Source organism: Ollibium composti (genome assembly GCF_004801285.1).
Classification (GTDB): Bacteria; Pseudomonadota; Alphaproteobacteria; order Rhizobiales; family Rhizobiaceae; genus Mesorhizobium; species Mesorhizobium composti.
The window spans coordinates 40,959-55,810 of sequence record NZ_SSNY01000007.1 but is presented as its reverse complement, the minus strand read 5'-3'; the positions used below and the strand labels follow the sequence as shown (position 1 = coordinate 55,810).

11 protein-coding genes are annotated in these 14,852 nt (G+C 64.8%); 3 read left to right on the top strand and 8 right to left on the bottom strand.

The features are described from left to right. The 6 genes from glgA to E6C48_RS12975 all read right to left on the bottom strand — a co-directional run bounded on the left by glgA (position 1) and on the right by E6C48_RS12975 (position 8,250). A complete protein-coding gene (glgA, locus tag E6C48_RS13000; RefSeq protein ID WP_136358213.1) occupies positions 1 to 1,446 on the bottom strand; it encodes a glycogen synthase GlgA in 1,446 nt (481 codons plus the stop codon). A 35-nt stretch (positions 1,447 to 1,481) separates the two neighbouring features. Continuing rightward, positions 1,482 to 2,744 (bottom strand): glucose-1-phosphate adenylyltransferase, encoded by a 1,263-nt coding sequence (gene glgC / locus E6C48_RS12995; RefSeq protein ID WP_136357846.1) that lies wholly within the window; start codon positions 2,742 to 2,744, stop codon positions 1,482 to 1,484. Positions 2,745 to 2,762: 18 nt separating this feature from the next. Next, positions 2,763 to 4,949, bottom strand: a complete 2,187-nt coding sequence (gene glgB, locus E6C48_RS12990; protein ID WP_136358211.1) for a 1,4-alpha-glucan branching protein GlgB — start codon at positions 4,947 to 4,949, stop codon at positions 2,763 to 2,765. A gap of 168 nt (positions 4,950 to 5,117) precedes the next feature. After that, entirely contained in the window at positions 5,118 to 5,438 is a 321-nt protein-coding gene (locus tag E6C48_RS12985; RefSeq protein ID WP_136357844.1) for a type II toxin-antitoxin system PemK/MazF family toxin, read from the bottom strand. After that, the gene (locus tag E6C48_RS12980) at positions 5,432 to 5,686 is read right to left on the bottom strand and encodes an AbrB/MazE/SpoVT family DNA-binding domain-containing protein (protein ID WP_136357842.1); all 255 of its coding nucleotides are present in this window, start codon (positions 5,684 to 5,686) and stop codon (positions 5,432 to 5,434) included. Before E6C48_RS12980 ends, E6C48_RS12985 begins: the two co-directional genes overlap by 7 nt. Before the next feature lie 95 nt (positions 5,687 to 5,781). After that, on the bottom strand, positions 5,782 to 8,250 hold the full coding sequence (locus E6C48_RS12975) for a glycogen/starch/alpha-glucan phosphorylase (protein WP_136357840.1): 2,469 nt from the start codon (positions 8,248 to 8,250) through the stop codon (positions 5,782 to 5,784). A 366-nt stretch (positions 8,251 to 8,616) separates the two neighbouring features. On the opposite strand from E6C48_RS12975, the gene E6C48_RS12970 reads away from it, so the two are divergent. The 3 genes from E6C48_RS12970 (at position 8,617) to E6C48_RS12960 (ending at position 12,052) form a co-directional block, all read left to right on the top strand. Further along, positions 8,617 to 9,789 (top strand): ROK family transcriptional regulator, encoded by a 1,173-nt coding sequence (locus tag E6C48_RS12970; RefSeq protein ID WP_136358210.1) that lies wholly within the window; start codon positions 8,617 to 8,619, stop codon positions 9,787 to 9,789. Further along, complete coding sequence (locus E6C48_RS12965) at positions 9,786 to 10,709, top strand: carbohydrate kinase family protein (protein ID WP_136357838.1); 924 nt, start codon at positions 9,786 to 9,788, stop codon at positions 10,707 to 10,709. Before E6C48_RS12970 ends, E6C48_RS12965 begins: the two co-directional genes overlap by 4 nt. A gap of 203 nt (positions 10,710 to 10,912) precedes the next feature. Then, entirely contained in the window at positions 10,913 to 12,052 is a 1,140-nt protein-coding gene (locus tag E6C48_RS12960; protein ID WP_136357836.1) for a DegT/DnrJ/EryC1/StrS family aminotransferase, read from the top strand. A gap of 62 nt (positions 12,053 to 12,114) precedes the next feature. Here E6C48_RS12960 and cysQ read toward each other — a convergent pair whose 3' ends face one another. Both cysQ and cysN read right to left on the bottom strand, forming a co-directional pair. Further along, positions 12,115 to 12,915 carry a 3'(2'),5'-bisphosphate nucleotidase CysQ gene (gene cysQ, locus E6C48_RS12955; RefSeq protein WP_206086499.1) on the bottom strand — a complete coding sequence of 267 codons (801 nt, stop codon included), beginning with the start codon at positions 12,913 to 12,915 and terminating at the stop codon, positions 12,115 to 12,117. Then, entirely contained in the window at positions 12,899 to 14,851 is a 1,953-nt protein-coding gene (gene cysN, locus E6C48_RS12950; RefSeq protein ID WP_136357832.1) for a sulfate adenylyltransferase subunit CysN, read from the bottom strand. The genes cysQ and cysN overlap by 17 nt, the downstream gene beginning before the upstream one ends. Position 14,852: the final 1 nt, after the last annotated feature.

Sequence of the window (14,852 nt, the reverse complement as noted above, 5' to 3'; positions counted from 1 at the left end):
TCAAACAGCCTTTCTCGATAGGAGCGAGCGGTAGAGCCCGGCATATTTTTCCGCGCTCCTGTCCCAAGATAGATCGGCTTTCATGCCCTGCCGCTGGATCGAGGCCCAGATCACCGGGTTTTGATGCAGCTCGACCATCCGGTGAACGGCGTGGAGCAGCGCCTCGCCGCTGTTCGGCGCGAACTGGAAGCCGGTGGCGGCGCTTGCCTCGACGGCCGCCTCGTTGGCGTCGATGACAGTGTCCGCGAGCCCACCGGTGCGGGCGACGACCGGCACGCAGCCGTAGCGCAGGCCGTAGAGCTGGGTCAGCCCGCAGGGCTCGAAGCGCGACGGGATGAGGATGGCGTCGCTGCCGCCCTGCAGCAGATGCGACAGCGCCTCGTCGTAGCCAATCACCACGCCGATGCGGCCGCGATGGCGGGCGGCGGCAGCGAGCAGCGCGCCTTCCAGCCCGGCGTCGCCGGAGCCGAGCACGGCTAGCCGCGCGCCGGCGGCGACGATGCCGTCGGCCACGGCGGCGAGGATGTCCATGCCCTTCTGCCAGGTCAGCCGGCTGACGATGCAGAGGAGTGGGCTATTGTCGCGGTCGAGGCCGAAGCGCTCCTCAACGGCGGCCCTGTTGCGCGCGCGCGCTTTCAGCGTTTTGGCCGAATACGGTGCGGCAAGATGCTTGTCGGTGGCCGGATTCCAGATGTCGGTGTCGATGCCGTTGACGATGCCATGGAGATCGCCGGCGCGCAGGTTGACGAGGCCGTCGAGGCCCATGCCGAATTCCGGCGTGCGGATTTCCTGCGCATAGGTGGGCGAGACGGTGGTAAGCGCCCACGCCGCCTGCAAGCCGGCCTTGAGGTAGCCGACGCCACCATAATATTCGACGCCGTCCAGCGTCATTGCCTCGGCCGGCAGGCCGAGTTCGCCGAAGATGCCGGCGCCGAACTGCCCCTGAAAAGCGAGGTTATGGACAGTCATCACCGAGGGCGTGGCGGGCGCGCGGCCATAGCGCATATAGGCCAGCGTCATCGCCGCCTGCCAGTCGTGCGCGTGCACCACGTCGGGGTGATATCCGGCCACGGCGCCGCCGGCGATGTCGCCGCCGACGCGGCTGAGCGCGGCGAAGCGGCGCCAGCTGTCCGGCCAGTCACGGCCGGCCGCATCGCCATAGGGGCTGCCCGGGCGGTCAAACAGATGCAGCGCATCGAGCACCAGAAGATCCAGCCCCGCGGCCTCGGCCGCCAGCACGGAAGCCTTGCCGCCGAACAGGGCCGGATAATCCGCCACGGTCTTTGCCTGCTTCAGCGCCTCCATCACCGCCGGGTAGCCGGGCACGAGCGAGCGCATGGCGACACTCTTTCCCTTCAAGGCAATGGGCAGCGCGCCGGCGACGTCCGCCAGGCCGCCGGTCTTGACGAGCGGGAAGATTTCGGAGGCGACGGAGAGCACCTGCATGTTTTTGTCCGTCATTCGGCCTGCTTCCGGAACCGTCATCCCAGCTTGTCGATCATCGGCTGGGTGATCAGGCAGATGCCCTTTTCCGACACGCGGAAGCGTTTGGCGTCCAGCGCCGGGTCTTCGCCGACCACCAGCCCTTCGGGGATCTTGACGCCGTGATCGATGACGACGCGCTTCAGCCGCGCGTTGCGGCCGACGGTGCAGTCGGGCAGCATCACCACCTCTTCCAGCTTGGAATAGGAATTGATGCGCGCGCCGGTGAAGATCAGGCTGCGGCGCAGCGAGGCGCCGGAAACGATGCAGTCGCCCGACACCAGCGAGGAGATCGCCTCGCCGCGGCGCCCCTCCTCGTCATGCACGAACTTCGCCGGCGGCTTCAGTTCGGCATAGGTCCAGATCGGCCAGTCGCGGTCGTAGAGATCGAGTTCGGGCGTCACATCCGTCAGGTCGATATTGGCCTCCCAATAGGCGTCGACCGTGCCGACGTCACGCCAGTATGGCAACGCTTCCTGGCTGGAGCGCACGCAGGACTTGGCGAAGCGGTGGGCGATCGCCTTACCGCCCTTGACGATCTTCGGGATAATGTCCTTGCCGAAATCGCGGCTGGAATTCGGATCGGCTGCATCCTCGCGCAGCAACTGCATGAGGAATTTCGTGCGGAAGACGTAGATGCCCATGGAAGCGAGCGCGAAATCCGGCTTGTCGGGGATGCCGGGCGGATCGGCCGGTTTCTCAACGAAGGCGATGATGTTGTCCTTGCCGTCGACATGCATGACACCGAAACCCGTCGCCTCCATGCGCGGCACTTCGAGACAGCCCACGGTGACGTCGGCATTGGCGTCGACGTGCTGGCGCAGCATCAGTTCATAGTCCATCTTGTAGATGTGGTCGCCGGCCAGGATGACCATGAATTCCGGATTGTAGCTCTCGATGATGTCGATGTTCTGGTAGACGGCGTCCGCGGTGCCCTCGTACCACTGGGTTTCCGACACGCGCTGCGAGGCCGGCAGGATGTCGAAGCTCTCGTTGCGTTCCGGCCGCAGGAAATTCCAGCCGCGTTGCAGGTGACGGATCAGGGAATGGGCCTTGTACTGCGTCGCCACGCCGAGGCGGCGTATGCCGGAATTCAGCGCGTTGGACAGCGCGAAGTCGATGATGCGGGTCTTGCCGCCGAAATAGACGGCCGGCTTGGCGCGCCGGTCGGTCAGTTCCTTCAACCGGCTGCCACGCCCACCTGCCAGCACGTAGGCCATCGCGTCGCGGGCCAGCGGCTGGGTTCGTTTCATATCGGCCATGTTACCCTCCCAAGACCCTCATTCGGAAACGAATTCAAGCATCAATGTGGCAAGCGGCGGCAAGGTGAGCAGAGCCGCCGCCCTCTCGCCCTCGGCCATGGCCTTCACGGCCGCGCCGTTGCCCACGCCGGACCCGCCATAGTCGGCGGCGTCGGTGTTGACGATCTCGCGCCATGCGCCGGCGTGCGGCAGCGGCAGCCGATAGTTCTCGCGCGGCACCGGCGTGAAATTGCAGACGACCGCGACCGGATTCGCGCCGGGCGCCTTGCGCAGCCAGGCAAAGACGGAGCGCTGCTTGTCGTCGACGACCAGCCATTCAAACCCTTCCGGCTCGCAGTCGCGCGCGTGCAGAGCCGGATAGTTGCGGTAGAGACGGTTCAGGTCCTTCACCACCTTCTGCATGCCGCTGTGCGGGGCGTATTGCAGCAGGTCCCAGTCGAGCGCCCTCGCCTCGCTCCATTCGCGGCGCTGAGCGAATTCCTGCCCCATGAACAGCAGCTTCTTGCCGGGATAACCCCACATGAAGGCATAGAAGGCCCGGAGCGTGGCGAACTTCTGCCAGTCGTCGCCCGCCATCTTCGAGATCAGCGTGCCCTTGCCGTGAACCACCTCGTCATGGCTCAGCGGCAGGACGAAATTCTCGCTGAAGGCGTACATCAGCCCGAAGGTGAGTTCGTCGTGATGGTGCTGGCGATGGATGGGCTCACGCGCGAAATATTGCAGCGTATCGTGCATGAAGCCCATGTTCCACTTGAAGCCAAAGCCGAGGCCGCCTTCGTGAACCGGTTTCGACACCTTCGGCCATGATGTCGATTCCTCGGCAATGGTGACGACGCCGGGGTGGTGGCCGTAGAGCTCCTTGTTCATCTTTTGCAGGAAGGCGACGGCTTCCAGATTCTCGCGGCCGCCCTTCTCGTTGGGAATCCATTCGCCGGCTTTGCGCGAATAGTCGAGGTAGAGCATGGAGGCGACGGCATCCACGCGCAGCCCGTCGACATGGTATTTCTCGGCCCAGTAGAGGGCGTTGTTGACGAGGAATTCGATGACCTCGCGGCGGCCGAAATTGTAGATCAGCGTATTCCAGTCCGGATGAAACCCCTTGCGCGGATCCTCGTGCTCGTAGAGCGCGGTGCCGTCGAAGCGCACCAGCCCGAACTGATCGACGGGAAAATGCGCCGGCACCCAGTCGAGGATGACGCCAACGCCGGCGCGGTGGGCGCCGTCGACGAACCGGGCGAAGCCGTCAGGATCGCCGAAGCGCGCAGACGGGGCATAGAGGCCGGTCGTCTGGTAGCCCCAGGACGGATCATAAGGATGCTCCGAGATCGGCAGAAACTCGATATGAGTGAAGCCCATGTCGACCACATAGGGGATCAGCCGGTCGGCCAGTTCATCCCAGGTCAGGAATGTGCCATCCTCGTTGCGCTGCCAGGAACCGGCATGGACTTCGTAGATCGCCATCGGCTGGCGCCGCGGATCGGCGCCGCGCCAGAACGTGCGGTGCGCCTCGTCGCCCCATTGGTGCTGTGACGGCTCGGCCGTCACCGAAGCCGTGGCCGGCCTCAGTTCCGACTGGAAAGCGAAGGGATCGGCCTTGAGCGGCAGCCGGACGCCCTGCGCGCCGATGACCTCGAATTTGTAGGGCCGACCGGCACCGATATCGGGAATGAAGATTTCCCAGATACCGGTGTCGCGGCGCAGGCGCATCGGGTGGCGGCGGCCGTCCCAGTCGTTGAAGTCGCCGACGACAGAGACGCGTTTGGCGTTCGGCGCCCAGACGGCGAAATGGACGCCGCCCGCACCTTCGTGGTCGATCAGGTGGGCGCCGAGCTTGTCGAAAAGCCTGAGGTGCGAGCCCTGGGCGATATAGTAGTCGTCCATCGGCCCGAGCACAGGACCGAAGGAATAAGGGTCGGTCAGCCACCATTCGCCGCCGGCGTTTTCCGCGTGATAGCGCAGCGGCTGGCGCTTGCGGATCGACAGTTTTCCCTCGAAGAAACCGGCCTCGTTACGCTTCGAAAGTTCGCCTATCGCCTTGCCGGCCAACGTGTGGGCCGTCACGCGCTCGGCATGAGGAATGAAGCAGCGGGCGACGAAACCCTTGCCGGCAGCCTGCACGCCGAGAACCGCGAACGGATCGCCATGCGTGCCCGAAACAATGGCGGAGACATCGCCGGCTGATGCCAGTCCGTCCGTTCCGCCCATCGTCGCGGTCGCACGCGGCTTCTTCGTCAAGCGGCTCCCCTTTCCGGGTACAACAATACGTTGCCGTTTCTCATGCAATCACATCAGGCAGGCACGTTCCAGATATCTTTCGCATATTCGCGGATGGTGCGATCGGAGGAGAATCAATTCATCCGACAGTCCCTCTCGTTATTCCTCATAAAGTTCCCGCAACGTTCGCAGAGCCTGCACCAGCACATCGTTGGAGACCTGGCCCAGGCACTTGATCAGCCGTCGCTTGTCGAGTGCCCGCGACTGCTCCAAAAGAATCAATCCCTCGACGCCCTGAAACGACACCGGCACCCGGAAGCCGGCCGGCCGGCTGCCCGAAGTCATCGGCGCGACAATGACCGTTCGCAGATGATCGTGAATCTCAGGGGGCGATATGATGAGGCAGGGCCGAGTCTTATGGATCTCGCTGCCAATCGTGGGATCAAGCGCGGCAAGCCAGACGTCCCCGCGCTTCACCATGTGAGGCCGGCATCCTCGTCATTGCCGAATTCCGGCCATACAATCATGTCGTCCCCCTCGGCGGCGAGACGCCGCGCATCCTCCGCCCAGCCCTTACGGGCGGGTCCCGGCGCGCGCTCGATGACAATCCGGCCCTGCTCGAGCCGCAAGTTGACGCTGTCGCCCGCTTGCGCACCCAATTCCGCGAGCAGCGGCTTCGGGATTATGATCCCGGCCGAATTGCCGAATTTCTTCACCGCGCTCAACATCGCTGTCTCCTTGCCTCACTGATCCATATAGAACGCAGCACCGTTCGTTACAACAATGTTATTACACCAATCTTCCTATTCCAGCCCCCTCCCGGTCACGCAGGCACGTTCCAGATATCTTTCGCATATTCGCGGATGGTGCGATCGGAGGAGAACCAGCCGACACGCGCGACGTTGCGGATGGCCCGGGCGTACCAGGCGGGACTGTCGCGCCAGACGTCGTCGATGGAGCGTTGCGCGGCGGCGTAGGCGTCGAAATCGGCGGCGACCATGAACCAGTCGCTGTCATAGAGCCCGTTCATGAGGTCGCGATAGCGGTCTGGGTCGTCGGGCGAGAACACGCCGGACGAGACGGCGGCTATGGCCTGCGACAATTCACGCGAGCCTTCGATGATCGCGCGCGGCTGGTAGCCGTTGGCACGCCGCTCGGCCACCTCGTCGGCCTTCAGGCCGAAGATGAAGATGTTGTCGTCGCCGACGCGCTCCCTGATCTCGACATTGGCGCCGTCTAGCGTGCCGATGGTGAGCGCGCCGTTCAGCGCGAACTTCATGTTGCCGGTGCCGGAGGCCTCCATACCGGCCGTCGATATCTGCTCCGACAGGTCGGCAGCCGGCATCATCACCTCGGCGGCGCTGACATTGTAGTTGGGAACGAACACCACCTTGAGCAAGCCACGCACCGACGGATCGCCGTTGATGACTTTCGCCACATCGTTGGCCAGTTTGATGATGAGCTTGGCGTTGTGGTAACTGGGCGCCGCCTTGCCGCCGAAGAACTTCACGCGCGGCACCCAGTCGCGTTCCGGGTGCGAGCGGATCTGGTCGTAGAGCGCAATGGCTTCGAGGATGTTGAGAAGCTGGCGCTTGTATTCGTGGATACGCTTGATCTGAATATCGAACAGCGCCGACGGATCGACCTTGATGCCCAGCCGCTCGGCGACCAGGGTGGCCAGCCGCTCCTTGTTGGCGCGCTTGACGGCGGCGAACTTGTCGCGGAACCCGGCATCCTCGGCGAAGCGATCGAGATCGTGGATCGCCTCGATGTCGTCGAGGAAACGGTCGCCGATCGTCTCGCGCGCGAGTTCCGTCAGGCCCGGATTGCACTGGAACAGCCAGCGGCGCGGCGTTATGCCGTTGGTCTTGTTGTTGATGCGGTTCGGATAGAGGCTGTGCAGGTCGGCGAACACCGTCTGCTTCATCAGTTCGGTATGCAGTGCCGACACGCCGTTGATCGAATGCGAGCCGACGAAGGCGAGGTTGCCCATGCGAACGCGGCGGTCGCCGTTTTCCTGAATCAGCGAGATGCGGGCGATCTGGTCGCCGTTGAAGCGGCCGGTTGCGCGCGCTTCCAAGAGCACCGCAGCATTGATGGCATAGACGATCTGCATATGGCGCGGCAGAAGCCGCTCGAACAGCGGCACCGGCCAGCTTTCCAGCGCTTCCGGCAAAAGCGTGTGGTTAGTGTAGCCGAAAGTGCGCCTGGTGATGTCCCAGGCCTGATCGAAATCGATGCCGTGGACGTCCATCAAAAGCCGCATCAGTTCCGGCACGGCGACCGCCGGATGGGTGTCGTTCAGGTGGATCGCCGCCTTGTCCGGCAGGGATCCGAGATCGCCATATTGACTCAGATGTCGCTGGAGGATGTCCTGCAAGGAGGCCGAGGAGAAGAAATACTCCTGCCGGAGCCTGAGTTCCTGCCCTTCCTTGTGCGAGTCGGCCGGATAGAGCACACGCGACAGGGCGTCTGCCTTGTTGCTTTCGGCCAGCGCGCCCATGTGATCGCCGGCATTGAACTTGTCGAGCAGGATCGGGTCGACCGGCATGCCCGACCACAGGCGCAGCGTGTTGACGCGGTTGGCCCGCCAGCCGACGACCGGGGTGTCGTAGGCGACGGCGAGCACGCGCTCGCCGGGCTTCCAGACGTGGCGCTCCAGACGCCCGTCCTTGTCGGTCACGGATTCGACCGAGCCGCCGAAGCCGACCTCGAAGGCACGCTCGCGGCGCTCGAACTCCCACGGATTTCCGTGGTCGAGCCAGGTTTCGGGCAGCTCGACCTGCCAGCCGTCCTGGATTTCCTGACGAAACATGCCGTTGGCGTAGCGGATGCCGTAGCCGTGCGCCGGGATGTCGACGGTGGCCATCGATTCCATGAAACAGGCGGCGAGCCGGCCTAACCCGCCATTGCCAAGTGCAGCGTCCGGTTCGAGCTGGGCAATCGCATCGAGATCGACGCCGAGCGAAACAAGGGCCTGCCGCATCGTCTCCATCATGCCGAGATTGGAGAAGGCATCGCGCATCAGACGACCGATGAGGAATTCGAGCGACAGGTAGTAGACGCGCTTTTCCTGCCGGTCGTAGGCTTCCTTGGTCGCCTCCATCCAATGATCGATGACGCGGTCGCGCACCACCTGTATGGACGCAGTCAGCCAGTCGTAGCGGGTGGCGACGGTGGTGTCCTTGCCGACGCGATAACGCAGCACCCTGAGGATCTCGGCGGCGAGAGCCTGAGGGTCCGGATCTTCCGGGAGAGCCTGTGGAATTTGAACAGTCTTTGCGCTCGCCATGTGGCCTCTGGTAATTGGCTTTCGAAACGGTGCGACCGCGGCCGCTCACCCCGTTCTATCATTCCATCCGTTTCATGCTAGCCGATATCTCTTGTCGTTTTCAATCGATTTAAATCTTGCCAACCGCAATGGACAGCACTGCATGATCGGCGCCCAAGCCAGCCTGCGAGGAACGCCTTAGCATCAGTTTGACAATAAATAAATCACTCTTATTTATTATTGACAGCCTTGCCAAGCTTGCGCAATTTGACGAGAAAACAGCGCGGAAGGCAACGGCGGGAGGACGGGGTGGACGGCGACGTTATCAGGCACGGTTCGCGCGAAGCCGCGACGGGCCCGCTCCATCGCGGCACGAACCAGAGCGGCATGCGTGCCCATAACGAACGGCTGGTGCTGTCGCTGGTGCGCCAGCACGGCAGCCTTGCCAAGTCTGACATCGCCCGCATGACCGGGCTCTCGGCGCAGACCGTCTCCGTCATCATGCGCGAGCTGGAGGCCGACGGCCTGCTCGTTCGGCAGGCACCGGTGCGCGGGCGCATCGGCCAACCGTCCGTGCCGATGGCTCTCGACCCGGACGGTGCCTTCTTCATCGGCCTCAAGATCGGCCGGCGCAGCGCCGAACTGGTGCTCATCGATTTCCTCGGCAGCGTGCGTTCCATGCTGCACCATTCCTATCGCTACCCGACGACCGGCGAGACCGTGGCATTCGTCGCCACCGGTTTGAAGGAGTTGCGCAGCGGCCTCGACGCCAGGCAGAACGGGCGTATCGCCGGCCTCGGCATCGCCATGCCGTTCGAACTCTGGAACTGGATCGACGCCGCCGGCGCGCCCCGCGAGGTCATGGACGCCTGGCGCCATTGCGACATACGCGCCGAGATCCAGGCCCTGTGCGACTTCCCGGTCCACCTGCAGAACGACGCGACCTCCGCCTGCGGTGCCGAGATGGTGTTCGGGCAGGCAGCCAGCCTGCGCGATTTCGTCTATTTCTATATCGGCGCCTTCGCCGGCGGCGGCATCGTGCTAGACGGCAGGCTCTACGGCGGCAGGACCGGCAACGCCGGGGCGCTGGGCTCGATGCCGGTACCGGGGCCGGACGGCAGGCCGACCCAGCTCATCGACAGGGCTTCCATCGCTGTCCTGGAAAGGACGCTCGCCGCGCGCGGGATCGAAGCGTCGCATCTGTGGACCTCGCCCCAGGACTGGGGCGACATCGGCCCGGAACTCGACGCCTGGATCGCCGACGCGGCGGACGCGCTGGCCTACGCCATCGTCGCCGCCTCTTCGGTGATCGATTTCGAGGCGGCCGTCATTGACGGCTGGATGCCGACCGCGGTGCGCCGCCGGCTGGTGGAGGCGGTGGCGAAAGCCGTCGGCCGGATCGATGCCGAGGGCCTCAAGCTGCCGGTGGTGCGTGAAGGAACCGTTGGCATCCATGCGCGTGCGCTGGGCGGGGCGAGCCTGCCTCTTTCCGAACGATTCCTTCTCGGCGCCACGGCCCTCACCGGCGCGACCCACATGGAAGAAAGCAGGCCATCATGATCCTGTGTTGCGGCGAGGCCCTCATCGACATGCTGCCGCGCCGCTCGGCCGCCGGGGAACCGGCCTTCGCGCCCTATGCCGGCGGTGCGGTGTTCAACACGGCCATCGCGCTCGGTCGCCTCGGCGTGCCGGTCGAATTCTTCTCCGGCCTCTCCACCGACCTGTTCGGCCAGCAGATCGCGCGCGTCCTGGCCGAAAGCAGGGCCGGCACGCGCTACGCCCACTTCTCGGCGCGCCCGACCACGCTCGCCTTCGTCGATCTGAAGGACGGCCATGCTACTTACGTCTTCTACGACGAAGGCACGGCCGGGCGCATGCTTTCGCCCGAGGACCTGCCCGACCTCGCCGGCGACGTCGAGGCGCTGCTGTTCGGCGCCATCAGCCTCATTCCAGAGCCCTGCGGTTCCACCTATGAAGCCTTGATGGCGCGCGAGCACGCGAAACGGGTGACGATGCTCGACCCGAACATCCGCCCCGGCTTCATTCCCGACCGTGCCAGGCACGCCGAGCGCATCCGCCGCATGATGACGATGGCCGACATCGTCAAACTGTCGGACGAGGACCTCGCCTGGTTCGGGGAAGCGGGTTCCGCGGAAGATGTCATCCGGGGCTGGCTGGAGCGCGGCCCCAAGCTCATTGTACTGACGCAAGGCAGCAAGGGCGCCATAGGCTACACACGCAACCATGCCGTCACCGTTATGCCGCGACAGGTCGAGGTCGTCGACACCGTCGGCGCCGGCGACACTTTCAATGCCGGCATCCTGGCCTCGCTGCATGAGCAGGGCCTGCTGACGAAAGCAGCCCTCGGCAACCTGCCGCGCGACGCCATCGAGCAGGCGCTCAACCTCGGCGCACGCGCGGCGGCCGTCACGGTTTCGCGCGCCGGCGCCAATCCACCCTGGCGGCACGAGATCGCCTGAAGCCAGCCGGGGCAACCACGCCAATCACAATATGTTGCGCGCCGTCACCAGCTTGGCGACGAGACGAGAATCCGGCCGGAACCCGGCCGTTTCCACCGTCAGTCGGTAACAGGCGCGCCTTGCGGCCGAAGGGCTGCGCCTTTCGTGACAGCTGCAACTCTGCTACCAGCGACCCCACATCAGATTGAGAAGTGTGGAACGTCATGCAATTCATCGATCTCGGCGCCCAGCGCGAGCGCATCAGCAGCAGGTTGAAGGCGGCCATCGATGCGGTGGTCGAGGAAGGCCGCTACATCCTCGGCCCGCAGGTCGCGGAGTTCGAAAAGAAGCTTGCCGCCTATGTCGGGGTCGAGCATGTCATAGCCTGCGCCAACGGCACCGACGCCCTGCTCCTGCCGCTCTATGCCTCCGGTATCGGACCCGGTGATGCCGTGTTCGTGCCGAGCTTCACTTTCGCGGCGACCGCCGAGGTGGTGGCGCTGGCCAAGGCCGAGCCAGTGTTCGTCGATGTCGATGCCGACACCTATAACATCGACCTCGCAAGCCTCGAGGCGGCGATCGCCATGGTGAAGAAGGAAGGCCGCCTGAAGCCGAAGGCGATCATCCCGGTCGACCTGTTCGGGCTCGCCGCCGACTACGACGCCATCATGGCGATCGCTAGGCGCGAGAACCTTTTGGTCATCGAAGATGCGGCGCAGTCCATCGGCGGCTCGGCCGACGGCAAGATGTGCGGCGCGTTCGGCCATGTCGCCGGCACCAGCTTCTATCCGGCCAAGCCGCTCGGCTGCTACGGCGACGGCGGTGCGATGTTCACCAACGACGCGGCTCTTGCCGACAGGCTGCGCTCCTTCGCTTTCCACGGCAAGGGCGAGACGCAATATGACAACGTCCATGTCGGTATCAATTCGCGCCTCGACACGCTGCAGGCGGCGATCCTGATCGAGAAGCTGGCCATCATCGAAGACGAGATGGAGGCGCGCCGGACGGTGGCGCAGCGCTATGCGGACGGCCTGGGCGACGTGGTCAAGGCCGCGAACAATCCCGGCCACGGTCGCTCGGCTTGGGCGCAGTATGCGATCGAAACGCCGAAGCGGGACGGGCTCAGGGCGCACCTGACCGAAAAGGGCATCCCCTCGGTCATCTATTACGTCAAGCCGCTGCACGAGCAGGTCGCCTATCGTGACTATCCGCGCACGCCGACCGGGCTGAAGGTTTCGGAGACGCTGCCGCAAAACATCCTGTGCCTGCCGATGCATCCCTATCTCAGCGAAGCCGACCAGGACCGGATCATCGAGACGATCCGCAATTATGTCGGCTCCAACTCGGCCGAGGCGGCGGAGTAGCGCCGCGCACCCCTCCGCCAAGGCCTCGGGCGTCCGATTCGCTCTCGGCTAAGCGCCCTTCCCTACCTGCCCTTTGCGATGAAATGCGGATTGGCGAAATCCGCGTCGTCGGGCTGGTTGCGCTTGCCGTAGCGAAGCGGCGCGCCGTCCAGCGTGACGGTGACGCCGCCGGCGGCGCGCAGCACCGCGTCGCCCGCCGCGGTGTCCCATTCCATGGTGCGGCCGAAGCGCGGATAGACGTCTGCCTCCGCGCCCGCCACCAGGCAGAATTTCAGCGACGAGCCGACCGAGACGATCTCGGCCCCGCCGAGGCTCGCGATATAGGCTTCGGTTTCAGGCGTGTTGTGCGAACGGCTGGCGACGACGGCGAGCGGCTTCACGCCCTGGCGCGCGGCGATCGGCCGGCGATCCGCGACACGGAAATCAGCATCGACCTCGGCAGCCTCGGCATGGCCGGGCAGGCCGGAATAGAGCTTGCCGGTGCAAGGCGCGAAGACCACGCCGACCTGCGGCACGCCGTTACGGACCAGCGCGATGTTGACGGTGAAGTCGGTGCGGCGATTGACGAATTCCTTCGTGCCGTCGAGCGGATCGATGAGGAAGAATTCCGCGCCGAGATCGGCCGGCACAATGCCTGCCGAAACTTCTTCCTCGGCGACGCAGGGGACGTGCGGACAAGCGGCGCGCAGGCCGGCGAGGATGATTTTTTCCGCCTTCCTGTCGGCTTCGGTGACCGGAGAGGCGTCGGCCTTGCGGTCCACCTCACAGCCTTCCCGATAGACGCGCATGACCTCGCGGCCGGCTTCCAAGGCCAGCCGCTCGAACAGCGCCACCAAAGCCGCGTCGTCAGATACCGCCGCCATCGTCGTAACTGTCCTCCGCAAGGTCGCGCTCCGCCAGCCAGCGGTCGAGAATATCCACCATGTCTTCGGGCGTGCGGCCCAGCGTCTTTAGGCGGACTTCGGGGTTTTCGGGAGCCTCGTATGGCGAATCGACGCCGGTGAAGTTCTTGATCTCGCCCTTCAGCGCGCGGGCGTAAAGGCCCTTGGGATCGCGCCGGGCGCATTCCTCGAAGGGCGTATCCACGAAAACCTCGACGAATTCGCCGCCGACCATCAGCTCGCGCGCCATGCGCCGCTCGGCCTTGAAGGGCGAGATGAAGGACACGATGACGATCAAACCGGCATCCGCCATCAGCTTCGCCACCTCCGCGACACGGCGGATGTTTTCCACGCGGTCGGCATCGGTGAAGCCGAGATCGCGGTTCAGGCCATGCCGGACGTTGTCGCCGTCCAGCAGGTAGGTGTGGCGGCCGGTGGCGTGAAGCTTCTTCTCCAGGAGGTTGGCGATGGTCGACTTGCCGGAACCCGACAGGCCGGTGAACCAGAGAACGGCCGGACGCTGGTTCTTCATGTCGGCGCGGGCGCGCTTGCCGACGTCCAGCGACTGCCAGTGGATGTTCTCCGCACGACGCAGGGGATGCAGGATCATGCCCGCGCCGACGGTAGCATTGGTGATGCGGTCGACGAGGATGAAAGCGCCGGTCGCCCTGTTCTGCGCGAAGGGATCGAAGACGACAGGCGCGCGCGTGGCGATGCTGACGACACCGACCTCGTTCATGGCCAGCGACTTCGCCGCCTCATGTGCGAAGTCGTTGACGTTGAGCCGATGCTTCAGCTCGGAAACGGTCGCGCTCGCCTGGTCGGTGGCGGTGCGCAGGATGTAGGAACGGCCGGGCAGCAACGCCTGCTCGTCGAACCATACGATGTTGGCGGCGAACTGGTCGGCAACCTGGGGCCTTGCGGCCGCCGCCACCAGCATGTTGCCGCGCGAAACCTCGATCTCCTCGTCCAGCACCAGCGTAACAGCCTGCCCTGCCATAGCTTCCTTCAGGTCACCGTCCCGTGTGACGATGCGCTTCACGCGCGCCGACGTTCCCGATTTGGCGACGACGATCTCGTCGCCCTCGGCAACGCTGCCTGACGCTATCGTGCCGGCGAAACCGCGGAAGTCGAGATTGGGCCGGTTCACGTATTGAACGGGGAACCGGAACGGCAGCGCAAGTGCCTCGTCCTCGACGGCCACGGTCTCCAGATGCCCGATCAGCGTCGGCCCGGCATACCAGTTCATGCGCGGCGAGCGCGCGGTGACGTTGTCGCCATAGCGAGCAGACAAGGGGATAGGGACGATGGACTTGAAGCCGAGGTCGGCCGCGAAGGCGCGATAGTCTTCCGCGATCTTTGCGAACACCGCCTCGTCGAAACCGACGAGATCGATCTTGTTCACCGCAACCACGATGTGGCGGATGCCGAGCAGCGAAGCGATGATGGAATGGCGTCGTGTCTGGCGCAGGACGCCCTGACGGGCGTCCACGAGCACGATGGCAAGATCGGCGGTGGAAGCGCCGGTCGCCATGTTGCGCGTGTACTGCTCGTGGCCGGGCGTATCGGCGACGATGAACTTGCGTTTCGGCGTGGCGAAGAAGCGGTAGGCGACATCGATGGTGATGCCCTGCTCGCGCTCGGCCTCCAGCCCGTCGACCAGCAGGGCGAAATCGACCTCCTCGCCGGTTGTGCCGTGCTTGCGGGAATCGCGCTCCAGCGCGGCGAGCTGGTCCTCGAATATCTGGCGCGTATCGGACAGGAGCCGACCGATCAGCGTGGACTTGCCGTCATCCACCGAGCCGCATGTCAAAAAGCGCAACAGCGACTTCTTCTCCTGCGCGAGCAGGTAGTCACGCACGCTGTCTGTTCCGGCGGCCGTGCGGGCTTCGGAAAGGGTCTCGGCGGTCGAGCGCATC